This is a genomic window from Kocuria sp. LHG3120 (assembly GCF_049897445.1).
Classification (GTDB): Bacteria; Actinomycetota; Actinomycetes; order Actinomycetales; family Micrococcaceae; genus Kocuria; species Kocuria rosea.
Genome location: NZ_JAFCWG010000010.1, coordinates 37,751 through 63,028, shown reverse-complemented (window position 1 = coordinate 63,028; position 25,278 = coordinate 37,751). Strand labels below are relative to the sequence as shown.

Below are 25,278 nucleotides of genomic sequence, written 5' to 3'. Positions count from 1 at the left end.
CCAAGGAAGTGGGACGGCCACCTCAATCCCAAGGTGATGTCTCGCATCCTGGGATATAAACGCATACAGGACATCAGCACCCGCTGCGCTGTCGAATGCCGAGTCCAGGCATCAGCAACCACGAATGGGAAGCAGCGCAGTGCCCATAACTGCCAGGGGACAGCGTCGCTATGGGCGTTGCCGGCGTCGCCCTCTATCGCCGGGGCCGCCGTTGAACGACTGATGAATTGCCCGTCTACGCTGGACCACTCACCAGCACAGCGAAACGCCCTGCCCTCTCCCGGGCGGGGCGTTTCGTCACGGCAGGCACGGAGTGATCCTCCAGGTGGACCAGCAGGCGACCCCCGATGCCTCGGACGGACGCACCTCCATCCCTGCGAGGTAGCGGCGCTTCCGCACTGTCCAACATGTGAGACGCCGACTACCATCCCAACTTACTCAAGAGTTGGCTGGTAAACGGCTAGACCCGTCGAGCCGGGGGGCTCGACGACAGGTCGCGAAGCGTCTCCGGGGGGACACGCTCGACATCCAGTCCGACCGCGGTCAGCCATGCGCCCATGGCGCAGCGAAGCGCCCCCGCCAGAAAGAAGGCGGGGGCGCTTCCGTCACACCTCCACGGCGCCCCCTTGAGTACGCAATAAGCTCCCCCACCATGTGCCCCAACACCGGGACATGCCTACTCCCCCAGCCTGTCGAGGCCCAACAAGGTCCCGCCGACCCCGCAGCGCGGACCACCGATCTGTCTTGCAACCAAAACGCCTCATAACCCATGGCTTAGGAGACACGGAGTACACCTTTGCAGATGTCTACGAACCTTCACACCTAGGGTGTGAACAAGCATCCACATATACACGTGTAAATGCTTGTTCACATCGCAGCATGGCCACATCTGTCTCATCCCATCGCACCTAGCCACCCTTACCCCCTGAGTGCGAACCCAACCTTGTGCGATCTTGGAAGAAGTTGAGGAGCCCTTTTGGCTGCAGGAGCGTGGAGCCTTCACACCCTATGTGTACGCCCAAGCTCCTCTTCAAAAGTTGACGTTCATTAACATAGACCGTGTGTGATGGTACGTTCACATCATGACGGAAAGATCTATCGCCTCCGCTCGTCAACTGGGAGCTGCCATCCACGACGCACGCCGAGCAGCTGGCCTCACTCAAGCGGAGCTCGCCAAACAGGCGGAAGTGTCCCGTGAGTGGTTGATTGGTATTGAACAAGGCTCGCGCCCTCGTGCGGAACTAGGAAAAATACTGGACGTTCTACGAGTGCTGAAAATGTCAATTCTCCTGCAACCCCTCTCTGAAGAGTTGCCCCGCACATCCAACAACGCCACCCAACCTCTTAGTGAGATGACGCGCCAAGCACTGGAAAATATACGGCCAGCCTTCGATCCCACAGCATTAACCCGTCAAGCACTGAAAGACATGCGGTCCGCCCTCGACCCTGCAACGGCAACCCGCCAAGCACTGGAGAACATACGGCCAGCCTTCGATCCCACAGCATTAACCCGTCAAGCACTGAAAGACATGCGGTCCGCCCTCGACCCTGCAACGGCAACCCGCCAAGCACTCGAAAATATTAGGCATGACGATGAAGATCATACCGAAAAGGAGGGAAATCAATGAAAGAACTGCTTGTTTTGCTTCACCAACAATTGATTGGTGTACTACAACAAAGCAAAGGGGGCGCCCGGACGTTTCAGTATCTAGAAGGCGTACCGATTGCAGGAGAACTCTCCTTGGCTTTACCATACCGGCTAGATGCTTACCCTCCGCGCAAGACAAATCCTTTTATTGAAGGCCTACTGCCAGAGGGGGCGGGAGTGCGTGAGGCCATGGGCCGGCAATTCGAAATATCCCCAACTAATCCCTTTGCCTTACTCGAGCACATCGGTCTCGAGTGTGCCGGTGCCGTGCAGTTCGTCCACCCTGACGAGTTGGACAATGCGTTGTCTGGCGAGGGTGCCCTGACGCCATACACCGAGGTAGAAATCGGTCGGCGGCTACGAGCTTTGGGGGCCCAGCCGCAAGGCTCCTGGGTTGTGACTCGCGAACGATGGTCACTGGCGGGAGCACAATCGAAATTTGCTTTACGTATGGAAAAGGGCAGGTGGTACGAGGCATCTGGAGCCGAACCTACCACCCACATCATCAAGCCCGGCATTCACGATTTTCAGGACCAAGCACTCAATGAGCATCTTTGTCTGCACACGCTAGATATCGCCGGGTTATCGACCGCTCGCACCCAATACGTTGAATTTGATGGATCCCCGGCTATCGTGATTGAGCGATATGATCGCCATCGCGACGAGTCTGGAATAGTGCGGAGAATCCATCAAGAAGACTTTTGCCAAGCCACTTCCACTCTTCCACATCGAAAATATGAATCAAACAAAGGCCCCAACGCCCTAACTATCATTAAGGTTTTACGTGAGGCGGAAGCCGCAGAAGAAGAAGTTAATCGTTTCATCGATGGACTAATTGGCAATTATCTGCTTGGTGCCCCTGATGCCCACGCAAAAAATTACTCCGTAATTCTGGCTCCTGGAATCACCGCCCTAGCTCCTTTTTATGATGTGGCCTCTGGATTGCCTTACAGACGTGAGAGTCACGACGAATATAAATATAACGACGATGATGGCTTAAGAGGGGCAGCCATGGCAATCGGAGGACAACGTCGATTTGGAAGAATTTCTCGAAGGCACTGGTTGCGCTTCGCCCAAGAGGCGCGTGTCAATGAAGACTGGTTACTGGAAAGGGTTAAGTCCCTAGCAGAAATTATCCCTGAAGCCCTTGATCATGTGATCCGACAAGAAAAAGAGGCTATTGGGGATAGTGAATTACCGAATCGACTCTTAAATCCCGTTCGTCACTTATGCGAAGCCACTCTCACGCAGCTTGGAAATTAACTGTTGGTTGAAATTTGCTTTTATAGAAAACCGGCGCAGGCCACCTGGGTTGTCGATGCAGTAATTATCGATTCCACCAGCACTCAGTGATGTTGGTCGCTTAGGCCTCTAGATCTACTCTCAAGCTGGCTCCCACTACTGACACCTTCTGTAGCCCATGGTCCGGAGAAGGAGTTGGCTGCCTTGTGCGGTGGCTACGCCGTGGCGAAAGCCGCGACCACAGTCGTGACTGCGGGCGCGGGTTGCTGTTCCGCTTGGCCGGCGAAGACTGCGCGCATCTGGGCGTGGTCGAGCTGGCCCTCCCATCGGGCGACGACGAAGGGGGCCACACAGTTGTCCAACAGGTGCACCACCACCCGCATTGAGTCCATGAGACGGTCGGCGCACAACAGCAGGGCCACCCCGGCCACCGGGAATAGTCCCAGGGTGGCGGCGGTGGCCGACAGGGCCAGGAAGGACGAGTGTGGAATCCCTGCCATGCCCTTGGAGACGTTTAGTTGCACGAACAGCGACGGCCAGGGCAGTCCGTGCACGATGACGAAGCCTCCCTCATCCACAGCCGGCCCCCAGCAGCACCGGTCACACCGTTGTCTCGCAACCAGCACGTCCCGCATCCCATGACCTGCGAGACGAGGCAACGCGCCGAAAGCTCCTAAGACTTAGTCTCACCCACCGACGATCCCCACTAGATGCAGTGTCAGTCGGTGAACCGTTCATAGGCGCTCTGCCGGGAGGTGTTCAGCGCCCAGCCAACCCCGGCCCAGGATGCTCCGCTCCCCCGGGCATCATCCACAGCATCGTGGAGCGCCACGCCGGCCCCGCGCTCAAGCAGGCGCAGGAACCTCACCCGCTCCAAAGCACGGTCGGTGGCTTCCTCGGTCTTCGCGGCCGCCCACGCATCAGCAGCCATACGCAGGAACTGGGCTACAGCCACACCGTCACGGTCGTCGACCGGCACGGAATGGACAGCCAGGGCCGCCCCGAGCTCCCACGCCGCGTGCGGCGCCGTCACACCTTGCTTTCCATCGTGCTCGATCACGTCCGCCTCCGGAGTGTCATGAAACCCTGACACTGTCAAGATTCCCTGACATCACCATGAGGTCAAGCCCCTACGCCGGCGTCAGAGCAAGCATTTCTTCGTACCGGCTCGCGTCTTGCAGCCAAGTCGTCGAGCAACCCTTGGGTTACGGGCCGAATTGTCATGGGAAAACTGAGCCCGTCGATACTTCGCTGCGTCTTTGAACTAGATCGCACAGGTGAGGTCAAAGCTCGTAGCGCGGCACAGTCGCCCCGATCGCCGAGGGGTCTCGACGATCAATGCATGCCGGCCCGCGTGGCGACGTTCCCTGCAGGATTGCAGATGCCACCATGCGTGCATGGCCATTCGCATCCGTAGTAGTGAAAACCCTGAGATGGATAGGACCTTCAGGGGTCACTGGCACACCAGAGATCAGCCGGACCCTATTCCGGGAAGCCTGACTTTTTCTCAGGAAAATGGAATTTTGCTTGACCTCAGTGGATCCCTTTTAGGTCATGATCAGACCCAGTTCGGACCCAAGCAGGTACTTGGACGCGCATTCGATGGGACTTTTCTTACCATTGATCGCGGTCACTACGAAGGACAAATAGCACCATGGTTTGAAGATCAGAGCAGGGCTGCACCGATAGTCGCCGCCGAAGAGTGGGGTGGATGGGCGCTAATAGTCGGCGCCCAATTGCCGCAAGGAGGTCGTACTACTATCCGGCAACTGCGCTTTCGTTCCCCCATGCTACGCGCATGGACGACATGGCATCGACCTATATACACGCGCCTTTATGAGGAAGGTGTGGCTGGCGGGCAGATCGAACTCAAATCACCAGTTACAGCACAGATATCAGGTGGAACTATTGACTTCAACTGGCATATCATGGAATCGGGTTCACAGTTCAGCTCAGACATTCGATTCGTTCCCGAATTTCATGTCAAGTTTGATGAGGATATTAAAATTGATGATGCATGGACCAAGATCGTAATTCCTCTACTTCAATTTTTCACCTTTTGTGTGGGGGCAGGTGATTCCGCTGAGGGTGTCGTAATGAACCAAAGCATGGAGGAGGATCCAACTTCACACACAATGGCGCAGGATAGCCACGGAGGGCCCCTCTGGGGTGGATGGTTCGAATGGTGCTCCACATCCTGGATGGCACGCCCAGGCTCGCAGAAAGCGCCCCATGAAGCTCAGTTGGTTTGTCGAGCCCCACAGGACGATGCAGAGCTTGCACGACTGCTGTCGAAGTGGTTCGAGTCATACGATCATCTAAAGCCAGCTTTATTCGACTTTTTGTCAATAAACATGTGGGCGCAGATGACTATCGAAGAAAGCTTTTATCGGGCTGTCCGCTCACTTGAAGTGGTGCACGGCATTTTGAATCCTGCCCCTCATATCCCTAGAGAAGATTTTAAGCGCATCAAACAAAAAATAAAGTTGGCAGTCGAGGGCGAACCTTACGGGGAATTCGTAAGAAATAGATTGTCCCACGCCGATGCACCAACCTTGCGGGAACGCCTGGAGGATCTAGTTGAGAACGCAGGACCGCGGCTGCGCAACCGACTGCGATTTGACGACGTGATACCCAAAGTTGTCCGGGCCAGAAATGAGTTAACTCATGCTGGCGCTTTGGAAGCGTCGGCCGAGGAAGAGTTGCATGAATTATTTCATTTAATGATCATGCTGATGAATACCACTCTTCTCCGTGAGTTGGGTTACGACCCCCTCGACACCGAGGACCAGCTGTGGCGCACCCCCAACGCGCTGGCGGTCGACCCAACACGGAGACTTCCTATGGGTGACGACTAGTTATTCGGTGTGGGCATGGCAACCAAGGGGGTGGACTGAAGTAATTGAGACGCGAAAATTGGTGAGACCATTTCCAGTAGGCTAAGTTCACGTCTGCACCCTCCCCTGCATTGTCCCCCGCAGCCGGGGATCGCTCCATGCGCTCCGGGCAGCAAATTATTCCCGCCCCCTCCCAACGGGGAATTCTCGTAGTAAGGCCCCGCTGCGATATAGGCAAGCAGTTCGAATCGCGCTTCATCATTGGCAGGCAGTTTCTCCAAAATTGAGGCCGCCTTTTCCGCCTGGTTTAAAAGTTGCTGGTCGCTGCGCCGGTCAGAGATGCTTGTGGTGAAGTTGAAGACCCGCTCGATCACCAAGTAGAGAATTACAATGAATAGCAGTAGCGTGACCCAGGGTGTGTTGGGAAGCAGCTTCAGCAAGGCGTCGAGAGTCATGGGTACCTCTCGTCGGAGATAGATGCCACCTTACCTGGCCGAGTACGGCACATCGTCCATGTAGCGGGGGTTGCCAAACTCGTCGTAGCTTAAGTAGGTGAACACATGGGAAATGTGAGTGCCATCGCTGAACTCCGTGATTTCAATGGTGTTTACAAGGTTAGTTATCTGCATCGACCAAATGCTGAGTAGATAATATACGGCGACCGGGGCCGTCAAAATAGATACGGTTAGGGCTACAGCGCCTTTGTCCCTATCCTTTCTGGAGCGGCGCCTAGCGAGCATGGCAAAGACTATCGTCATAGCGACGAACAGAAAGAGCCACCAGTAATCGCTAGTGATACGGTCCTGCTGAACTTTGTAGTCAACCTTCTTATAAATGGCTATGGAAAGTACGAATGTCGCCCCCATAGCGATAATGGCGGCGGAAACCACGTTGACAGCGACACTTTTCCAGAACGACCGGTTGAGGAACCAGTTGATGACCTTGACATCTAGTGGCTCTTTCCACGGCAGTGCCCGCTTTCTACGCTTCCACATCCCCATGCCTGCAACCCTATCCAGCTAGCCTGGCACCATGACTGATCCCCCCGGTGTCACTGACATCGCCAACCTACTGGTCGCTGCCACAGCGTTGGTCGTCGCCCTCATCAGTGGCACCTACACCTGGCGAGCCTTCGCGTTGCAGCGTCAGTCGACTTCTACCGCCGGCTTGGACTTCCTACATGCGGAGCGGCATGAGGAGATCAGGGAGGTCTTGCCTAATGAGGAAAATCCAACCAGGCCGCTGACCAAGGTGAGCCCTCGGCCGTACTACGTGTCGGTCATCTTGTCTCGGGGTCCGGGCGTTCGCTACGGCGCGCAGGGAGCTGTGTGGGGTAAGGGCGCATTCAAGGTCTTGACGCCGCAGGTACAGGTCTGGGGTCCTGACCACTCTGGCATCGAGTTCGAGTTGAAGCGCGGTGCCAAAGAGGAGTGGGAAAACGTGTACTGCGGTGTGGTGTGGGAAACGCCGCGGATGTTCAAAAAGGGCTTCACCACAGACGGGTACCGTATGAAGCTGCCGTCGCCGACTGAACCTTTCAAGTCGTTCGATGCTGAGCAGTGGAACGCCAGAAAGCAACAGTGGGTCCCGATCAAGAGGGACGCGAAAACCAACGAACCCGATCCTCTAGTAGGCGCTGCCGATACTGGGCGATCCTTCAATGGACAACTTACCGATCGACATCCGGATTATGACCCAATAGAAGCGCTGAAGAACGCGTTTCGTAATCGAAACACGGGCAATGAGTAACTCATTTGACAACACTATTGTGTGAATAAGTGTTGCTTTTATGTCCAATTGGGCACATACTCCCAATGTCAATAAGACGAAGCGCATCAAAAATTAAGCGTAGTAGGTGCTGACAGTAGTTCAAAAGACCCGTGGTGCAACGATAGCGGATAAGAACCCAGTGTGAGTCGTGCAAGAGATTAGTGGGCATTCACAGTTGAATGTGGGTGAGGGTCTTTCTCCAGGGGCTGTGACCGCCGGCGGCGAGGAGCGCGCGTAGCCGGTAATTCTCGAAGTTGTGGAATCTCCGTGCGACCCGACGCATGGTCTCGATCACCCCGTTCACGGCCTCGGTGGGGCCGTTTGAGGCGCCGTCCGTGTCGAAGTAGGCCAGGATCGCCGCTCGCCACCGGCGCAACGTCCGGCCGAGGCGGGCGATCTCCGGGATCCGGCAGGACGGGAACGAGTCGAGGATCTCGGCGACCAGCCCGGTCCCTGCTCGGCCAACCAGTCACCGTAGGCCGCCCCCGTGCGGCCGGGCGCCAGATCCAGCAACCTCGCCCGGGGCCGGCCGTGCTCGTCGCGGGAGTGGTCCACGATCCGAAGTGACCAGCCCGGTCCCCGGCGGGCCCACATGGCGCCAGACGTGCTCGTCGACCCCCAGTGCGTTCACCCCGGCCAGCCGGTCCTCGGCGGCCACCTGGCCCCTGATGACAGGGGCGATAGCGTTCCACACGGTGTTCCAGGCGACCCCGAGCATCTCGGCCACAGCCGAGACGGCGATGTCGTGGGAGCGCAGCTGCGCCACGGACCAGGCGATCGCGCGGGTGGTGAGCTTGGCCCGCGGGGCAGCTAACTCGTGGACCTCACTGAAGGTCCTCACCTCGCAGACATTCTCGTGACAGCGGTAGCGGCGCTTGCGCCACACCACGCGCACGGGCACCCCTGCGCAGGGCAGATCGTGCGACAGCACCGGCACCCGGCCATGACCGACTGCGAGCACCCCGCAGGAAGGGCAGCCCACCACCAACGGCACGGTCTCCACCACCACGGTGAACGAGGACCGGTGACGCTCGATCGTGAGCACATGGACATCGGGCAGGTCAAAGAGCGCGCACGCCGGCGCGCAACTAACATGAGACACGTCGAGGCCTTCGAGGACGGTCGGATTCAGCACCCCCATCCTGGAGGCCTCGACCCCTGCCCAACCTTCGTGACACGCACCCGGCGCTACCGCTCACCCACACTCATCTGTGAAAGCCCACTAAACCGAAAGGTCGTGAACGATCTGGTGCGCTACTGGCCCAGCGCCGACGACTGTTGGAAGTCAGAAGGTGACGGAGAGGCGCGACTCTACGTCTTCCGTACCGAATATCAGAACTGCCCCGACCTATGGGCAGCGGGGTGATGAAAGACCGCCCCTGGTGAACCGCATGGGATGATGAAATGTTATTACCCGTGTGGCCCGGCCGCCCGCGGTACGCAACGACGGCCCCTCAGCCTGACCAACGACGGAGTAAGCGAATGACGCATGGCCCTGTACCAGACCTGGATCTTGATCTCGACCCTGCAGGTACGGGCGGACCGATGCTGACCCGCGATGCGTCGGGTTCGCACAAGCGCAAGCTCATCGAAGTTTCCCTTCCTCTGGAGGACATTAACAAGGCGGCATCGCGTGAGAAGTCCATCCGACATGGCCATCCATCCACGCTTCACCTGTGGTGGGCACGTCGACCACTGGCGGCAGCCCGCGCGGTGCTCTTCGCTCAGCTTGTCGACGATCCCTCAGCGCATCCGGATCGCTTCCCCACCGTGGAGGAGCAGCGAGTCGAACGTGAGCGCCTACACAACATCATTCGTGACCTGGTCGTTTGGAAGAACAGCAATGACCCGCAGGTGATGGGCCGGGCCCGGGAGGAGATCCTGAAGTCGACCGGTGGCAACCCGCCTCCAGTGCTGGACCCGTTTGCCGGCGGAGGCACCATTCCGTTAGAGGCGCAGCGCCTGGGGCTGGAGGCGCACGCCAGCGACCTGAACCCTGTGGCCGTGCTCATCAACAAGGCGCTAATCGAGATCCCCCCGAAGTTCCGCGATCAGCCGCCGGTCTTCCCAGAGGCCGAGGACGCACAGACCGTGGCGTGGAAGGGCGCAGAAGGACTGGCCGAGGACGTTCGCCAGTACGGGCAGTGGATTCGCGACGAGGCTGAACGACGCATCCGGCACCTGTACCCGAAGGCCACCCTCGACGACGGCACCCATGCGGACGTGATCGCCTGGATCTGGGCCCGGACAGTCATGTGCCCGAACCCTGCCTGCGGCATTGAGATGCCGCTGGTGCGCTCTTGGTGGTTGGGTAAGAAGAAGGGCAAGGAAGCGTTTATTGTCCCCCAAGTCAGGGACGATACTTCCGTGCCGGCCGGGCGGCGAGTCGACTTTACAGTCAGCCACAATCGAGCCGAGGTGCCAACCATGGAAGACGACGGCACAGTCGGCCGCACAGGAGCTACGTGCGTAGCGTGCGGGACTCCAGTGAATCTCAAATATGTCCGAGCCGAGGCCATGGCCCAGCGGATGGGTTCTCGACTTATGGCTATCGTGGCCGAAGGGTCCGGTCGACGCATCTACCGGGCGCCGACCGAAGATCATGTCCAGGCGGCAAAAGTGCCTCTCCCCAATAATCTCCCAATCGGAGCGTTGCCAAAGAAAGCCTTGAGTTTCCGCGTTCAAGCCTATGGCATGGAGGATTGGGTTGATTTGTTCACCCCACGACAGCTGACCATGCTCATGACATTCAGTGATCTGGTGGACGAAGCGCGTAACCGCGTCCTCGTCGATGCTCGCGCCGCTGGCCTCGCCGAGGGAGATCCCCTCTCTGCTGGCGGCTCTCATGCTGTGGCATACGCTGACGCTGTTTGCACTTACTTGGCCATGGTTGTCAGTCGGATCACTGACTACCAAAGTTCAATCACCACGTGGGCCAGCAACCCGCAGATGGAAATCCTCCGGAACCTTTTTGCCCGCCAAGCAATCCCTATGGCTTGGGACCATGCGGAGGGCAATCCATTTGCAACGTCCTCGGGATCATGGGCGAAAATGCTTAGTGCGGTGACAGACGCCATCAAGCACACGCCTGCGGGACTTCCTGCTCATGCTTTGACGGCCGATGCAGCTTCACGTGACTACTCGAACGTGCTTGTGTCCACCGATCCGCCGTACTACGACAACATTGGCTATTCGGACCTCTCGGACTTCTTCTACGTCTGGCTACGACGCATGCTGCGGACCATTCACCCTGAACTTTTCTCCACCATGCTGGTGCCCAAAGCTGAGGAGCTCGTTGCCAACCCGTATCGTCACAGCGGCCGTGAAGGCGCTGAGAAGTTTTTTGAGACGGGATTCGAACAGGTCTTCCGCCAGGTGCGCGACGGGGGCGGTGCCGGCTACCCGGTGACGGTGTACTACGCGTTCAAGCAACAGGAGCTCACTCAAGAGGGGACGGCCTCTACTGGATGGGCCACCATGCTCGAGGGCATGATCAAATCCGGCTGGGTCATCACCGCCACATGGCCCATTCGTTCGGAGCGATCCGGACGCATGATCAGCGTCGGCACCAACGCTTTGGCCTCGTCCATCGTGCTGTCTCTGCGCCCGCGGGAAAAAACCGCTCGGGCGACAACCCGCCGCGGATTTCTCAGTGACCTCAAGCGCGAACTCCCCAAGGCTCTGGTTGAGATGCAGCAAGGCGCGATCGCGCCGGTGGATCTGGCCCAGGCGACTATCGGCCCGGGAATGGCAATCTTCTCGCGTTACTCTGGGGTCCGCGAGCCGGATGGCAAGAAGATGACTGTCCGCACTGCGCTCAGGCTTATCAATGACACGCTTGGCCAAATCATGGCTGAAGAGGACGGCGAGCTGGATGCTGACAGCCGATTCTGCCTGCGTTGGTTTGCTCAGTACGGCTGGGGCAGCGGCCCATACGGGGACGCCGACACGATGTCCCGTGCCTTCAACACCTCGGTCGAGGGTTTGATCGCCGCAGGCGTGGTGGCTAACCCACGCAGTGAGGTGCGTCTGCTCAAACCCGCTGAGCTTGACCCTCGCTGGAACCCTCTCATCGACGATCGAATCAATCTTTGGGAGGGCACACTACAGATTGCTCGCTCTCTGGAGCAGACCGGTTTGGACGGCACAGCCCCGCTGCTGGCGGCGGCGTCGCAACGATTGGAGGCGGACGCGATCCAGATGCTCGCCTATCGCCTCTACGAGGTCGGTCAGACGAAGGACGGCGAGGTGGCGGGTCTTTTCAATGTGCTGGGTTCGGCGTGGGCGGAGCTGGTGGACAAGGCCGGCAGAGTAGAACTAAATGCCTCAGATCCTCGTGGGCAACAGATGACCATTGATGTGGAGGACGACTGATATGGCGCAGAGCAACAGTCAACGAGTTGGCAGGATGCTGGAATTGGTCGCTTGCGGAATGGTTCCTCTGATCGAGCGGACTCTTAATCCCCAAATCAGCTCAGAGACTTCCTGGACAGACTTGGTGTGCGCCGTCGACGCCAAGAAATCCGGCTTGGCCGATGGTCGCTACTCGGCAGACGACCCCCAGATCGTGCTCCGTGTGTTGACCGAGCGTCTGCCGGATCCCATCGGCTGGGCCTTCAATGAGCACCTGGGTCGCACCGAGCAGAACATGGCCAGTGAGTTGCGGCAAGCCTGCAATGATTGGGTCCAAAACACGTCGTTCTCCCACGACGACGCCTACCGCGCCCTGGACTCCGGAGAGCGTTTACTCCGTGCCGCGGGCGCAGTTGTTGAGGCCGATGAGGTCCGTGTGCTCCGACAAGACCTGCAACGTGGCACCTATGAGACCCGTGCTCGCAAGCAGGCCTCCAAACCCGTCGCCCTGGCTACCGGAGATAAGGAGCTACCAGCTTGGTGGGAGGTGCTGAAGCCTCACCCCGACGTGGCCGCCGGTCGGTACTCGAACTCCCAGTTTGCTGCGGACCTCTACCAGGTGGCGGTCGATAGCAAGGGCGCACCCGCCGATCGCGAATACTCCGACTCGGTGGAGTTTTTCCGCCGCACCTACTTGACCGCCGGGTTGCGCGATTTGCTGTCGCGGGCGGTCGCGCGAGTCGCAGGGACCAATGCCGGTGATCCTGTCATCAACCTTCAGACCACCTTCGGCGGCGGCAAGACGCACTCGATGCTGGCCGTGTGGCACCTGTTCTCCGGTACCGATCTGACGGCCTTCCCGCAGGACGTGCAGGACGTCGTGACCGATTCAAAGGCGGAGCTGCGCACCGATGTGCGCCGCGTGGCGATTGTCGGCAATGAGATCCCACCCGGCCAGCCCACCATCAAGCCCGACGGCACCCAGGTGCATACCCTGTGGGGCGAGCTCGCCTGGCAGCTCGGAGGCCCGAAGGCATACGCCTATGTCGCTGAGGCCGACCGGACAGGCACCAACCCCGGCAACATCTTGCGCGACCTGTTCCGCGACTTCGGTCCAGTGGTCGTTCTGATCGACGAGTGGGTGGCCTACGCCCGCCAGCTTCACGGCACGGACAGGCTCTGTGGCGGCTCTTTCGATACTCAGTTCACGTTCGCCCAGGCGCTCACTCAGGCCGTGTCTGCCGTCCCCGGGTGCCTGCTGCTGATCTCCGTGCCGGCCAGCGATGCTCGCAACAGCTCCGACGAAATCATTGGCTCCGATCTGGAGGTCGGCGGCGAGCACGGCCAGACGGCCCTGGTCCGTCTGGACAACGTGGTGCGTCGTGTGGCTCACCAGTGGGCACCGGCATCGAAGGACGAGTCCTACGAGATCGTCCGGCGCCGTCTGTTCGTGGAGCCCGATGCACAAGCTTTGGACACGATCGCTGTGGCCGCACGACGGATCGTGAATTACTACGTCGAGAACAAGTCCGAGGTGCCGCGCGAAGCCACACAGCCCGCCTATCTGGAACGTATCCGGGCGGCCTACCCCATCCATCCGGAGTTGCTGGACCGCCTGTACAACGACTGGTCTGCTTTGGATCGTTTTCAGCGCACCCGTGGCGTGCTCCGGTTAATGAGCGCCGTGGTGCAGGCCCTCTACGAACGCAAGGATCCCTCGCCGCTGATCATGCCCGGCGCCGTGCCCTTGGATGAGGGCGGTGCGCGCAGCGAGGTGGTTCAGTATCTGGACGCTCGGTGGGACAGCATCATCCAAGCCGACATTGACAGCGAGACCTCTGTGGCCCGCGTCATCGACGAGGACCGCCTCCTGCTCGGCAGACGTTCCTTGACCCTGCGTACGGCACGTGCGGTGTTCTTGGCGGCTACCCCCACGCTGGCGGCTGTAGATAAAGGTGCGGACCGCAAGCGGATCGCCCTCGGCGTGGTGCTACCTGGTGATGCCCTGGGCAATTTGAACTCCGCGCTGGGAGCACTGGCTGAGCAGTCCGTGCATTTCTTCGCCCAAGGTGACCGCTACTGGTACGACACCCAGCCCTCGGTTAACCGGATGGTCCAGGACCAGGCGCGCAATCTGGACGAGAGGGTGGTGCACGACGAGGTTGTCTCCCGTTTGAAGGACCTCATTAGGGTCAAATCTGAGCAGTTCACCGATGTCGTGGTGGCTCCGGATTCCAGTGCGGATGTGCCCGACACCGATCAGGCCCGTTTGATCGTTCTGCACCCGAGGTTCCGAGTCGATTCTCGTTCCACGGCGTCGACCGCGGTGGAGGAAATGCGTTCCCTGCTCAAGAACAAGGGGACTGGTCAGCGGGTTCACACAAACATGCTGTTGGGCTTGGCCGCGGACTCCAACGGTTGGGGCAATCTGGAGGGTACGGTGCGGCAGCACCTGGCTTGGAAGGACATCCACCAGCGGAAGAAGGAACTGGACCTCACACAGCAGAATGCCGAGCTGGCCGAGCGTAAGGTTACCGAGACCTCCCGTACTGTTGACGACCAGATTCTGGCCACGTGGATCTGGACGTTGTATGCGGAACAGCCTGAACCGCTCGATCCGATGGATGTGGGTCGGGTTAAGGCTGAAGGGTCTGAAAAACGCCTGCTGCACCGCGTTGGTGCGAAGTTGGTGAAGGACGACCAGTTGCGCATCGAGACCGACCCTCGCTCTCTCCGGCTCGACCTGGACCATGGCCTGCGCAATGTGTGGAACAAGGGACATGTGCCGCTGGGCCATCTGTGGGCTTACCTGACGCGCTACCCCTATCTGGCGCGGCTGAGGGACAAGTCTGTTCTGGTACGTGCCGTCGACCAGGTGCAGTACGACGCCGGCTGGGCCCAGCAGGGTTTTGCATTGGCAGAGGGCTACGACGAGACGACCGGGCTCTACCAGGGCCTCTACATCCCATTCGACGACAAGGTCGCCCCGGATTTGGTCGACACGACGCTATTGGTGCGACCCGACCTGGCCATACAGCAACGCGCCGAAGAAAGCGCCCAGGCAGCCGAGCAGAGCCCTGGTGGAGACACCACGACAGCCACCGGTCCGGGCATCGGCATTCCGGGGACATCGACGGCCACGGGAGGACCCGGATCCGACGACGGCGCAGGGGGTGGGAGCGACCAAACGTTTGTGGCTCCGACGCAACGGAGGATTGCCAACGCCCGATACAAGGCCCGTCTGGAGCTGAACCCTCAGCAGAACCTGCGAGGTCAGATTACGACGTTTGTGGACGAGATCCTGCAGAACCTTCAGTCCGCGGGCCCCGACGTCCTGGAGGTGAGTATCGACGTGTTCGCGGAGAAAGCCGCGGGATTCCCGGAGCACGCTGTGCGCGCTGTCAAGGAGAACAGCACCGTGCTGGCCCTTGATCAGAGTGAGTTTCGGGACCTCTGATGCCCTCGGAGCCCCAGCCCGTCAGCTCTCGTGAGGTTCCCCCAGATCCCGCCGTAGTCTCCGCCGTGGGGCGACATCACACGCTCGAGACGGCCATAGCGGATCTGGTCGACAACAGCGTCGACGCCGGCGCCACGACCGTCGTCATCAGATTCCTGTTAGAGGACGGCCATGCCGTCGGTTTGCAGGTGATCGACGACGGGCGGGGCATGGACTCCGTGGAGATCGACCATGCCATGACGTACGCCCGGCAGCGCAACTACGACCCGGCGGACTTGGGGCACTTCGGGATCGGCCTCAAGGCCGCATCCCTCAGCCAAGCCGAGACACTCTTGGTCTGGTCCCAAGCATCCCACCACCTCCCCACCGGGCGACGCCTGCGCCGCGAGACGCTGGCAACCACACCGGTAGTGGAGTCCTTCGACACGGACGATGCCCGCGACTATTTGGAAAGCCTCGGGCTCCCCGCAGGGTACCGGACCGGCACGGTGGTCGAGTGGCGAGATGTCCGGACGTTCCTAAGTACTGCAGATCCTCGAGAACAGAACGCCTGGTTGAGCAACACCACTGACGCGTTGCGCATCCACCTGGGAACGGTATTCCACCGGATTCTCGCCCGCGGCGACCTGACGGTACAGCTGGTGCAACGGGAGGGGAACTGGGACGGTCTGCCTGCCACCGTGCCTGCGCTCGATCCATTCCCTGAAAATCGTAATGCGCAACAGGGGTTTCCTTGGAAGTTGGAATTCGATTTTCCTGGACTGCACAGTGCCGTGCACGGCTCCATGTGGCACAAGCGTGGTACTGGCGCGCGGGGCTACCGGCTGGACGGGCGGCCTCCGATCGAGACCCAAGGCTTCTACGTTTACCGGCGCGACCGCCTGCTGCAGCAAGGGTCATGGAACGGCCTCGTCACCCCGGACCGCGACCTGAGCCTCGCCCGCGTAGTCATCGACATCGACGACCTCGGCACACACGTCACCTTCAACCCGGAGAAAGCCGGCGTCACTTTCGATGCCACGCTTCGTGAAGCACTGTTGGCGTCTCAGACGCAGGATGGTCACAGCTTCCAGGACTATCTGAAAATCGCCAGGGCGCAGGGCGAGCAGTCCCGGTCCCGGACGGCCCGCCGGATCACCGTGGTGGAACCAGGCGCAGGCATACCAACAGTCGTCCGCCAGGCCTTTCGGGAGGCTGCGGAATTCATTCCTGGCGAGCAACCATTCCGCACTCGGTGGTCACTGTTGCCTGAGGACCGCATGGTCGAGATCGACCTGGAGGATCACGTGCTACTGCTCAACGCACGGCACCGTGCGACGCTTGGAGGGATCGACGGCGGGCGCAACGACGACGCCCCGGTGGTCAAGGCCTTGCTGGCGCTGCTGGTCGGAGACCACTTCGCACGGGACAACCACGGCTCCCGCATCACCCACGAGCTCGACGTGCTGAACACGATCCTGACCGCTGCCGTCCACGATGCGGAGACCCGCCCATGACCCCCACACCGACCAGCGCCCGCCGTGCACCGCTTGACCGGTTGACGCCGGATAACCTCGAAGACTTCTTCACGGCCGGGCACGTGAGCACGCATGCACTCGACGAGCAGATCGAGGCAGTCCTGCACCTCGACCCACGTGCTGAGCGCCTGCACCTGAAGGTCGCCGACGACGGCAGCGTTCCCGATGTCCACGGTTTGGAGCGGGTCGCAGTCGGCACCGAGAGCACTGCCGGGGACCGCGGGATGCTGGTGCTCAGCATTGACGCGCGCCACGCGCACATGGAGGCCTACGGCATGGTGCTGTCGGTCGTGGATGGGATGCGCTCGGGGCAGAACTTCGCCGACGCCGCGGACTCCGCGTTGCGCCAGCTACGAATGCTGCTCAAGGCACGCCGGCGGCTCAGCGAGCAACAGCAGATCGGTCTGCTCGGTGAGTTGCTGGTGCTGCAGGGCCTGGTGGAGCGGCTCGGTGCCGGTGCGGCGCTCGACTCCTGGCTGGGTCCGCTGGCCGAGGAGCACGACTATGTTTTCGCTACCTACGACGTTGAGGTGAAGACCACGGTGTCCGAGCGGCGGGTCCACATGATTTCCGGAGACACCCAGCTCCAAGCTTCCCCGGACCGGCCGCTGTGGCTGCTCTCCCTTCAGGTGACGCGCGCCGGGGCACGCAGCGGCGTGACGTTGTCCGACCAGATCACCCGAGTTCGGGGCCTATTGGACACCGGCCGGCCGGATTTCGACGACCACTTGGAAAACCTCGGCTGGCTGGACATCGACGCCCCGTTGTATGACGAGCGGTTCCTGTGGCGTGCCGAACCCCGGGCCTATCTAGTGGACGACGATTTCCCAGCTGTGACCCACAAGCGGCTGGCCGCGGCTGTGCCGCGCATTGACCTGATCACCCGGCTGTCCTACGCCGTAGACGTGACCGACCTAGATAACGCCGCGCCGGGAGCCCCGTTGGACAGTGTTCTCGTCGATCCACCGGCCACGGTGCCGCTGACTAACTGAGAAACCCATTAGTTCTACTCCCCCGCTCCACGACAAAACGCCCCCAGGAGACCCCGCATGGACCCCGTCCAGGAGAAGAAGATCCCCCAGGCCATCGTCAAATCTCTGCGCAGTATGGAGGACTATGGGCCAGAGAATCTTCAGCGCCTGGTCGCCACCTTCGCCCACGAGGACTCGATCGACGAGTCGCGGCTGGTCGACCACATCGTCGATGCTGGGGTCAACGACCCTCCACGTCACCGGTTCCACCTGCTCCTGGGCCGGTGGGACAACGCCGTAGACGAGGAGTGGACGAACGGTACCGAGAAGGCGACACCGGAGCGTCGGCAGGTTATCGCCGATCTGTTGTGGTCTGAGGGCACCTCACGAATCCGGGTCGACCAAGAGTTCCCCGTGCCTGAGGACATCACTACGACCATCGACAACGGGGCGTGGGACCCCTGGTACACCAAAGACCGCGTGCTTGCCCATGAGTTCTACTGGCCGCATTACAAAAAGGTCGTGGCGCAGAAGCTCGGCGAGCAAGCAGCGCAAGACTTGGACGAGAGCACCGACGAAGTCATCCGACGCCTGTCGGATCCGACTCGAGCTGAGATCTACCAGTCCAAGGGGCTGGTCATGGGTCACGTGCAGAGCGGCAAAACCGCCAACTTCACTGGTGTCACCGCCAAAGCCATTGACGCCGGCTACCGTCTCGTCATCGTGCTGACCGGCATGATGGACAACCTGCGCAACCAGACCCAGCGACGTTTCGACATGGAGCTGGTGGGGCGGGAAAACATCCTGTTCGGCATTGACCCCACCGATCAAGAACTCATCGACGAGGTGGGAGTGGACTACGCCAGCACGAACGACCAAGACTGGCCACACGGATTCACCTCCTTTGAAATCCCCCCACGCGACGTAGGCAAACCTTCGATCCGTCGCCTCACCGGAGAATCAGACGATTACAAGGCCCTCAAGCTAGGACTGGGCATCCTGGACTTCAAGTCCACTGATTCCCTGGCGGTACCCCATTTGGGCGTCTATCACGAGAAAAACCTCTTTGGCACCGATGTACGGCTCGCTGTCGTCAAGAAGAACTCGACGGTGCTGAAAAAGTTGGTGAACGACCTCAAGTCCCTCCAGACCAATCTCAGGGAAATCCCCGCACTCATCATCGATGACGAGGCTGACCAGGCCTCCGTCAACACCACCCGACCTAAGAAAGCCCGCGACAAGGAAGAGGAGAAGGAGCGCACGAGCATCAACGGCTACATCTCCACCCTTCTCACCCTGATGCCACGGGCCCAGTACGTCGCCTACACGGCCACACCGTTCGCCAACGTGTTCGTGGACCCCGAGGACAGCCAAGACCTCTTCCCCAAGGACTTCATCGTCAGCCTGACGCCATCGCCGGCGTACATGGGAGGAAAGGACTTCCACGATTTGGACCGCCCGTCGGAAGATGACGAGCCGATGACGTCGGCAACCTCCAACGAAGCCGCCTACGTCCGGAACCTACTGGCGCTGCCTGAAGAGCAGGACGAACGCCGGCAGGAAATGCAGCAAGCCGTCGACAGCTTCGTGCTCTCCGGTGCGATCAAACTTTTCCGCGAGGCCAAGGGCCGCAAGTCCAATGGATGGCAGCCCGAACCGTATCGGTTCAGGCACCACACCATGCTGGTGCACGAGTCCATGAAGCAAGCCGACCACTCGGACCTGGCCGAACTAGTGCGACAGGTGTGGCAGGAAAGCAACTACCAGGCACCCTCAGCCCTGCAGCGCCTCGACGCCCTCTGGAAGGGCGACTTCCAGCCCGTCAGCGCGGCCAGAGCCGAGACCGGGGAGGCCGTGCCGGATCACTTCCAAGACCTCATGCCCTACATCGCCGCGGCCATCGACAAGATCCGCGCCGGGGTGTCCGCCGTCGTGGTCATCAATGGCGATAAGAACGAAGACTACAACCGCGAAGACGCGAACTTCCTGACTCAAGAGCGGGTGTGGAAGATCATCGTTGGCGGCCAGAAGCTGAGTCGCGGATTCACCGTCGAGGGGCTGACCGTCAGCCACTACACCCGCAAAACCATGGCTGCGGACACCCTGATGCAGATGGGCCGCTGGTTCGGATACCGCGCCGGCTACCGCGATCTCATCCGGTTGTTCATCGGGCGGTCGGTGTCGACGTCGACGAAGTCCCAGAAAACCGTCGACCTGTATAAGGCATTCGAAGACATCGTCCGCGACGAGGAAGAGTTCCGTGAGGAACTGCGCCGGTTCAGCAAGCTACGCGAGAACGGTCGACCCTTGGTCCGGCCGGCAGATGTGCCTCCCATGGTGTTTCAGCGGTCGCCGTGGCTCAAGCCCACCGCGGCCAACAAGATGTACAACGCTGTCGAAACCATGAAAGGCGTGGGTGGCAAAGTCCAGGAGTTCAACAATCAGCTGTACTCCCCGCGAGCCTCCGAGCAACGGAAGATCAACGAACATCACTTCGGCCTGGCAGGCCGGCTTCTGGGCGGGCTGGACCGGACGGATGACTTCTACGACGTGTACACGACCGGGAAGACCATGACCTATCCAGCGCATTACGGGATCTTCGACAATGCCACCGTACGGCGACTGCTGGACGAGTACCAATGGGGCCTCAATTGGTCCGTCAAACCCACTCTCGCTTTTTTCGACGCCGCGGTGAAAGACGGGCACCTCGAGGACTGGCTGGTGTTCTACCCCGAGTTGAAGAATGTAGACAAACGGTGCCTGGCAGGCACCAACTACGCGTTGCCGATCCAGAAGCGCCTGCGCCGCAAGGAACGTGACTTCGCTTTCGCAGGAAGCTCCACACGTCAGCGCCTGGCGATGGAGATCATCAGCGGCGGAAGACCGACGCCGGCACTACTTGAGACGAGCCCCGCGGTGAGTCGAGCACAGAGGACCGTGGCGTCACTGCACACGCCTACCCGGGGAGCGATGTTGCTCGCCTTTGCAGCAGATAAGGGTGACGATTCGGACCCGAAAACACTGACACCTGACCCAAACGCAGAAGTACCGGTGGGGCACGTGGCGTCCATTTTCTATATGGCCTTCCCCAAACAGGCGGCGCCGGATGGAAAGATCGGGTTCACGACTCGAACGGGGCAAGAGGAAGAGGTAATTGTAGACGCGGCAAGAGCCTAGTTTTAACTTCGAAGCCGACCGCAAACATGATCTCAGCCTGGAATGAACCTTATACTATTTTTTATCATAAACTTGGCGCCACGGATCGCGTAATTTCACTTCTCAGATTGTTAGCGTGCCGGAATAGTGCCTCCCGTCTTTCGAATGTCTCCATACTTGCATAGGGAAGAAGCATGCGCACTTGCTGCATCATGCAGTCCAACAGATAGCTTGCGCGCACTTTCCCACTATGCCGCCCATGTCCTGAGGGCATGGGTAACCGCATGTCAGCATTGTTCTGCACGGTCGTAATAATCTCTTCCAGCTCGTATATGAAACTTCCGTCAGGAGGGGCCGCTTCTACTGCCCCGTCGGGGTGTGGAACATCGGTTTCAGAGGCCCAGAGAGAAGCCCGGTTTCGTACGACATCGGCGGCGTTGAGCCACTCCGCGTTCTGGAAAGTCAGGCGCCATTGGTGGCCACCGACGGTGGAATAATTGCGTTGAGCCTCATGCACGAGGGATCGGTAAGTTTTGAGCAGATCTTCCGTGGCGCGAAGCAAGCTCTGCAATGCGACGCGTTCGCGATCCCGCCGTCGCTCCTCACGTACTGCTTTCTCGCGTGCGGCAGAGGCTATTTCAGCTTTGCGTGCTACTTCAGCCGCCTGGCGTTGAGCTTCATCATGGGATTTCAACTGCGTCGCACCTACAATCACCGCCCCCGCCACTGTGATGTATGTTCCCCAGAAACCCAACCAGGCTTGCTCATCTACGCCCCAAAAGTTTCCGAAGTTCCAGAACCCGAGAAGTCCCGTAGTGATAAGTATGAGAATTATGGTTGCACCCACAGACACGGGTGCCCAAAATACAGCTTTGCGGAGATTTATCGTAGGTTTTTCGTCACTGGGCGGTTTCACAGAAGAAGGATACTGAGGGTTCCTCCTAATGAGAAAATCGGGGAGTAACTTGCCCACCGCTGCCGGGTACGACCGGTGACCCTCCTGTGGTTAGTGGGAAGTTTCAGTTGAGCGTCCTCAGCTCTCGTGCCGCCCTTGAAAGACGCGCAGCATGGTGGCCATCGCGTGGCGTTCTTGGAGTTGCTCGTCGACGGTCTGCTGGTATTCCTGGCCCATCATGCCGTCGCCCTGGCGGCGGTTCTGCGGCGGCTCGAGGCCTTCGATCAGGATGGCTTCCATGGTGGCCACCACCAGGTCGGTCCCAAAGGTGGCGGCGGGCTCCCCCAACACGCCTCTGTTTAGGACAGGACGTAGCCCAAACCAGGAGAATCGATCCCACCGACCTGACAAGCGGTCCTTGGTGTGTTCGAACAGACGTTGGCCCATGCGTGGCTTGGACACCCGGCCCACGTACACGGTGCGCGCTCCGTCGTGGAGGAGGTAGACGCCGATCTGCCCGGCGAAGTCCACCTCTGTCTCGTTGCCGGCCTTGTGTCCCAGGATGCGGTTGCGGTTGCCCCAGTCGACTTGATCCCGTCGCCAGAACATGCCGAAGGACGTGATGAGGCCTGGGTCCTCGGTGGAGTCTTCCGCTGGGGCTGGTGCAGGTTTTACATCGGCAGGGTCAGGTGCGTCTTGGTCGAGGTCTTCGTCCAGAGGGAGGTCTTCGACCTCCAGGGCGGCTGGGGGGCTCTCGTTGAGCGAGTCGGTTGAGGAGGGCGGAACGTGTCCGGACTCGAACTGCCCTCGCAACACTGTCAGGCGCACCAGCTTCCCGTGGCGCTGCACGCCCCACATGCTCCAGCCGTTGGTCGCCCGCCCCTCCCGGACAATCTGAGCAGCAGCAGACGGTGTCGGATAGGACCGCCCATCGTAGTTAATGCTCCCGTCAGCGTTCAGCGATGCCGTCGCTGGCCACGCCGACAGAGCAGACACCAGCTCCTCCCCCGGCTTGAGCAGATCCGCCCCGATCAAGTCGGACAGCGTAGCGGTGTGGACCGTAGGGGTTCGGCGAGGACGGGACGAGCGGGTCACGGTTGATCCTTCGGGGCAGGAGGTGGACTAACCCATCCCACCACACCGCTCGAATGCTGCAGTTCACGGCCAGCCGGCCTCAGTGTCCGTGCCATGGAATCCGAAGCGCTCATGTCGCGCGCGAAGGAAATCCGACACCTTCCATATACAGTCACCATCGTGAACGCAAAGAAAAGTCAGATGGACTTGGAGATCGGCTCAGTCCTCACCCGCGCAGCGCTCAATGAGCAGTACGGCGGTGGTATCCAAGGAGGCATGCTGACCCCTGCCGGGGGACAACTGATGTTCCTGTTCTCCGACCCATGGCCGGCAGAATCACCGGCCCCCTCACGGTCACGGAAGTCCCCGCCGAGCAGACTCGAGCGGAGATCGTGCACCGCGCCGAAACCGCGGCCATGGAAACCACTCGGACAGAGCGCCAACTTGAGGACCGCCTACGCGAAGCCCTCTACGTTGACCTACGACTGGCGATCCAGCCTGCCGGCTCCTCCACTACTCTCTACACCGATGTCTGGGACCCCGATGAACGCGAGCTCTTCGAAGTGAAGAGCTCAGCCTCCCGACAAAACATTCGCATGGCCGTGGGGCAGCTCCTGGATTACCGGCGCTACATCGCCGGTGATCAGCCCAAGTGCGTCGTCGTGATACCGGAAGACCCGGGGGAAGACCTGCGCCAATTCGTCCTAGGCGTGGGCATGGACTTGATGTTCTGGGACGAGGAGAAACACCTGATCAGGGTCTCCTCCAATGCGATGACGCCCTCGAAACCCTGACAGGGATGGTTTCTAAGCAAATTTTCAGCTAGCCCATAGAAAGTGGGGTCAGTTAGAGTAATCCCGCCGCGTAGATATCCCGGTGCAAGCTATGATGAAATCAATGAAAAGGTGCTGAGTTGGCGCAGAGCGTGAAAATCATTCTGGAAGACGACCTCGAGGGCGGACCGGCGGAGGAGACCGTCCAGTTCGGTCTGGACGGCCGGCAGTACGAAATCGACCTTTCCACCGCTAACGCGGACAAGTTGCGGGAGGCCCTGCGCCCCTACGCCGCCGCTGGCCGGCGGGCCCAGTCCAAGACCCCCCGGACCACCGGGCCCCGTTCCTCCACCGGTGGTAACCCGGAGACGGCGAAGATCCGGGCCTGGGCGAAGGAAAACGGCTACGAGGTCTCCGACCGCGGCCGCATCCACCAGTCCGTCAAGGACGCCTACTACGCCGCCCAGTAGACCCCCACTCCCCCACCTGGACACTCCCCGGGTGCTCCTCCGAGACAGCGGGGTCTGATGACGGCGGTCACGGCCGCGGCATCACCGGGGAACGTCTCGGGGCAGGGATCGAGCACGAGGGCCCTCCGCACGATGAGCAGCCGATGACGGGCTGAGGATCCGTTCCCGGCCACGGTGCCGCCGGGACGCCCCGCGTCCAACCTGGACAGCGCTGGTCGTCCCTTCGGCGCCCGACAACTGCCCTCACTGGAGGTCGGCCCTGGCTCCTACGGAAGGTGCGCGGGCACCCGCGTCGTTCGAAGACCCACGGAACCACCCACCTCATCCCGCCGCCTGTCCAAAGAATGAGGAACCCGGCCCACCAGCAACGGTGAGCCGGGTTCCTTCCTCGCCAACCATGGGAAAGCCGCCCGCGACCGGTCCCCTCCCCTACCGGGGTCCGGTGTTATCGGTTGATCTGTTGGGCGTAGGCGCGCACCGCGTTCTCGATCACCGCCCGGGCGGTGCCGTCGTGCTCGGTGAGCTCCTCAATCAGATCGGAGACGTCCTGGGCCACCCGCACCCCGAGCTGGATCGTGGGTTCCCGGCGCGGCCGGCCACGGCCGCGCTTGGGCGCGGCCACCGGGGACTCCGCCACCGGTGCCGCCTGCACCGGCGGGGACGACACCACCGGTGTCCCAAGCTGGGGTGAGGTGGCGCGTGGGGGTGTGTAGTCGACCGGGTCGATGTGTTCATCCGGGGCCGGGCGGGGCCGGCGGCGGGCCAGTGAGGCGGGGCGCTCGGGCTTGTCAGTCATCGCAGCACCTTCTTCGCGATCGCGGTGTAGGCCTCCAGCACCCGGGAGCCCTTGCGGTATTGGCCGTACCACTCCCCCGATATGCGTACTTCCTGGACAATGGCCCGGTCCGGGATCAACGGCTCCAGGAACAACCCCGTGGCACGGAGCTCCTCGAGACTGGCCACCGCCGCGCGGCTCATGATGGTTTCCTTCACCCCGCCGACCACGATGCCGGCCTCGGTGAGGGTGTCCGGGGTACTGCGCTGCTGGCGGTGCCGGGAAGAACTGGGCGACCGTGCGCCGCGCCCCTCCCACCCCGTCGATGCCGTCGCTGGTG

The 25,278-nt window shown here is 60.7% G+C and carries 19 protein-coding genes and 2 pseudogenes; 11 read left to right on the top strand and 10 right to left on the bottom strand.

Translation table 11 applies throughout. From position 1 onward, the window contains the following. Positions 1–1,082 precede the first annotated feature (1,082 nt). Positions 1,083–1,628: a helix-turn-helix domain-containing protein gene (locus ACP7CD_RS16915; RefSeq protein ID WP_426120702.1), complete on the top strand. Its 546-nt coding sequence runs from the start codon at positions 1,083–1,085 to the stop codon at positions 1,626–1,628. Further along, complete coding sequence (locus ACP7CD_RS16910; RefSeq protein ID WP_426120701.1) at positions 1,625–2,911, top strand: type II toxin-antitoxin system HipA family toxin; 1,287 nt, start codon at positions 1,625–1,627, stop codon at positions 2,909–2,911. The genes ACP7CD_RS16915 and ACP7CD_RS16910 overlap by 4 nt, the downstream gene beginning before the upstream one ends. Before the next feature lie 194 nt (positions 2,912–3,105). Here ACP7CD_RS16910 and ACP7CD_RS16905 read toward each other — a convergent pair. Further along, positions 3,106–3,423: pseudogene (locus tag ACP7CD_RS16905) on the bottom strand (cation:dicarboxylate symporter family transporter); the annotation flags it as partial. A gap of 185 nt (positions 3,424–3,608) precedes the next feature. Further along, positions 3,609–3,950 (bottom strand): hypothetical protein, encoded by a 342-nt coding sequence (locus ACP7CD_RS16900; RefSeq protein WP_426120700.1) that lies wholly within the window; start codon positions 3,948–3,950, stop codon positions 3,609–3,611. A 337-nt stretch (positions 3,951–4,287) separates the two neighbouring features. Between ACP7CD_RS16900 and ACP7CD_RS16895 the strand changes: the two genes are divergently transcribed. After that, positions 4,288–5,748 (top strand): HEPN domain-containing protein, encoded by a 1,461-nt coding sequence (locus ACP7CD_RS16895; RefSeq protein WP_426120699.1) that lies wholly within the window; start codon positions 4,288–4,290, stop codon positions 5,746–5,748. On the opposite strand, the gene ACP7CD_RS16890 is transcribed toward ACP7CD_RS16895, so the two are convergent. Both ACP7CD_RS16890 and ACP7CD_RS16885 read right to left on the bottom strand, forming a co-directional pair. Then, the gene (locus ACP7CD_RS16890; protein ID WP_426120698.1) at positions 5,745–6,182 is read right to left on the bottom strand and encodes a hypothetical protein; all 438 of its coding nucleotides are present in this window, start codon (positions 6,180–6,182) and stop codon (positions 5,745–5,747) included. The two genes, ACP7CD_RS16895 and ACP7CD_RS16890, sit on opposite strands and share 4 nt — an antisense overlap. A gap of 30 nt (positions 6,183–6,212) precedes the next feature. Further along, the gene (locus tag ACP7CD_RS16885; protein WP_277551875.1) at positions 6,213–6,728 is read right to left on the bottom strand and encodes a hypothetical protein; all 516 of its coding nucleotides are present in this window, start codon (positions 6,726–6,728) and stop codon (positions 6,213–6,215) included. A 31-nt stretch (positions 6,729–6,759) separates the two neighbouring features. Here ACP7CD_RS16885 and ACP7CD_RS16880 point away from each other — a divergent pair, with 31 nt between their 5' ends. After that, positions 6,760–7,476: a hypothetical protein gene (locus ACP7CD_RS16880; protein ID WP_426120697.1), complete on the top strand. Its 717-nt coding sequence runs from the start codon at positions 6,760–6,762 to the stop codon at positions 7,474–7,476. A 190-nt stretch (positions 7,477–7,666) separates the two neighbouring features. Here the strand turns inward: ACP7CD_RS16880 and ACP7CD_RS16875 are convergent. Both ACP7CD_RS16875 and ACP7CD_RS16870 read right to left on the bottom strand, forming a co-directional pair. After that, positions 7,667–7,933, bottom strand: a pseudogene (locus tag ACP7CD_RS16875) (transposase); the annotation flags it as partial. 33 nt (positions 7,934–7,966) lie between these two features. Continuing rightward, the gene (locus tag ACP7CD_RS16870) at positions 7,967–8,632 is read right to left on the bottom strand and encodes a helix-turn-helix domain-containing protein (RefSeq protein WP_426120696.1); all 666 of its coding nucleotides are present in this window, start codon (positions 8,630–8,632) and stop codon (positions 7,967–7,969) included. Positions 8,633–8,979: 347 nt separating this feature from the next. Between ACP7CD_RS16870 and ACP7CD_RS16865 the strand changes: the two genes are divergently transcribed. The 5 genes from ACP7CD_RS16865 (at position 8,980) to ACP7CD_RS16845 (ending at position 20,972) form a co-directional block, all read left to right on the top strand. Beyond that, positions 8,980–11,871 (top strand): DUF1156 domain-containing protein, encoded by a 2,892-nt coding sequence (locus tag ACP7CD_RS16865; protein ID WP_426120695.1) that lies wholly within the window; start codon positions 8,980–8,982, stop codon positions 11,869–11,871. A gap of 1 nt (position 11,872) precedes the next feature. Then, positions 11,873–15,307: a DUF499 domain-containing protein gene (locus ACP7CD_RS16860; RefSeq protein WP_426120694.1), complete on the top strand. Its 3,435-nt coding sequence runs from the start codon at positions 11,873–11,875 to the stop codon at positions 15,305–15,307. 65 nt (positions 15,308–15,372) lie between these two features. Then, complete coding sequence (locus ACP7CD_RS16855) at positions 15,373–16,803, top strand: ATP-binding protein (protein WP_426120693.1); 1,431 nt, start codon at positions 15,373–15,375, stop codon at positions 16,801–16,803. Continuing rightward, positions 16,800–17,816 carry a PD-(D/E)XK motif protein gene (locus ACP7CD_RS16850; RefSeq protein WP_426120692.1) on the top strand — a complete coding sequence of 339 codons (1,017 nt, stop codon included), beginning with the start codon at positions 16,800–16,802 and terminating at the stop codon, positions 17,814–17,816. The genes ACP7CD_RS16855 and ACP7CD_RS16850 overlap by 4 nt, the downstream gene beginning before the upstream one ends. 57 nt (positions 17,817–17,873) lie before the next feature. After that, a complete protein-coding gene (locus tag ACP7CD_RS16845; RefSeq protein ID WP_426120691.1) occupies positions 17,874–20,972 on the top strand; it encodes a Z1 domain-containing protein in 3,099 nt (1,032 codons plus the stop codon). 64 nt (positions 20,973–21,036) lie between these two features. Here the strand turns inward: ACP7CD_RS16845 and ACP7CD_RS16840 are convergent, their stop codons facing one another. Together ACP7CD_RS16840 and ACP7CD_RS16835 are read right to left on the bottom strand one after the other, a co-directional pair. Further along, positions 21,037–21,705: a hypothetical protein gene (locus ACP7CD_RS16840; RefSeq protein ID WP_426120690.1), complete on the bottom strand. Its 669-nt coding sequence runs from the start codon at positions 21,703–21,705 to the stop codon at positions 21,037–21,039. Positions 21,706–21,984: 279 nt separating this feature from the next. After that, a complete protein-coding gene (locus tag ACP7CD_RS16835) occupies positions 21,985–22,941 on the bottom strand; it encodes a hypothetical protein (RefSeq protein ID WP_426120689.1) in 957 nt (318 codons plus the stop codon). A gap of 302 nt (positions 22,942–23,243) precedes the next feature. On the opposite strand from ACP7CD_RS16835, the gene ACP7CD_RS16830 reads away from it, so the two are divergent. After that, a complete protein-coding gene (locus ACP7CD_RS16830) occupies positions 23,244–23,714 on the top strand; it encodes a hypothetical protein (protein ID WP_426120688.1) in 471 nt (156 codons plus the stop codon). Positions 23,715–23,833: 119 nt separating this feature from the next. After that, entirely contained in the window at positions 23,834–24,163 is a 330-nt protein-coding gene (locus ACP7CD_RS16825; RefSeq protein WP_426120687.1) for a histone-like nucleoid-structuring protein Lsr2, read from the top strand. A 445-nt stretch (positions 24,164–24,608) separates the two neighbouring features. Here the strand turns inward: ACP7CD_RS16825 and ACP7CD_RS16820 are convergent, their stop codons facing one another. Together ACP7CD_RS16820 and ACP7CD_RS16815 are read right to left on the bottom strand one after the other, a co-directional pair. Beyond that, positions 24,609–24,959 carry a hypothetical protein gene (locus ACP7CD_RS16820; protein WP_426120686.1) on the bottom strand — a complete coding sequence of 117 codons (351 nt, stop codon included), beginning with the start codon at positions 24,957–24,959 and terminating at the stop codon, positions 24,609–24,611. Then, entirely contained in the window at positions 24,956–25,141 is a 186-nt protein-coding gene (locus ACP7CD_RS16815; protein ID WP_426120685.1) for a hypothetical protein, read from the bottom strand. The genes ACP7CD_RS16820 and ACP7CD_RS16815 overlap by 4 nt, the downstream gene beginning before the upstream one ends. Between the last annotated feature and the right edge of the window lie 137 nt (positions 25,142–25,278).

Bases quoted from the DNA above. Each gene is read 5' to 3' on its own strand.
- ACP7CD_RS16815 (WP_426120685.1), bottom strand. From the start codon at position 25,141: ATGAGCCGCGCGGCGGTGGCCAGTCTCGAGGAGCTCCGTGCCACGGGG.
- ACP7CD_RS16885 (WP_277551875.1), bottom strand. From the start codon at position 6,728: ATGGGGATGTGGAAGCGTAGAAAGCGGGCACTGCCGTGGAAAGAGCCA.
- ACP7CD_RS16830 (WP_426120688.1), top strand. From the start codon at position 23,244: ATGGCCGGCAGAATCACCGGCCCCCTCACGGTCACGGAAGTCCCCGCC.
- ACP7CD_RS16890 (WP_426120698.1), bottom strand. From the start codon at position 6,182: ATGACTCTCGACGCCTTGCTGAAGCTGCTTCCCAACACACCCTGGGTC.
- ACP7CD_RS16895 (WP_426120699.1), top strand. From the start codon at position 4,288: ATGGCCATTCGCATCCGTAGTAGTGAAAACCCTGAGATGGATAGGACC.
- ACP7CD_RS16845 (WP_426120691.1), top strand. From the start codon at position 17,874: ATGGACCCCGTCCAGGAGAAGAAGATCCCCCAGGCCATCGTCAAATCT.
- ACP7CD_RS16865 (WP_426120695.1), top strand. From the start codon at position 8,980: ATGACGCATGGCCCTGTACCAGACCTGGATCTTGATCTCGACCCTGCA.
- ACP7CD_RS16850 (WP_426120692.1), top strand. From the start codon at position 16,800: ATGACCCCCACACCGACCAGCGCCCGCCGTGCACCGCTTGACCGGTTG.
- ACP7CD_RS16880 (WP_426120697.1), top strand. From the start codon at position 6,760: ATGACTGATCCCCCCGGTGTCACTGACATCGCCAACCTACTGGTCGCT.
- ACP7CD_RS16910 (WP_426120701.1), top strand. From the start codon at position 1,625: ATGAAAGAACTGCTTGTTTTGCTTCACCAACAATTGATTGGTGTACTA.
- ACP7CD_RS16820 (WP_426120686.1), bottom strand. From the start codon at position 24,959: ATGACTGACAAGCCCGAGCGCCCCGCCTCACTGGCCCGCCGCCGGCCC.
- ACP7CD_RS16860 (WP_426120694.1), top strand. From the start codon at position 11,873: ATGGCGCAGAGCAACAGTCAACGAGTTGGCAGGATGCTGGAATTGGTC.
- ACP7CD_RS16915 (WP_426120702.1), top strand. From the start codon at position 1,083: ATGACGGAAAGATCTATCGCCTCCGCTCGTCAACTGGGAGCTGCCATC.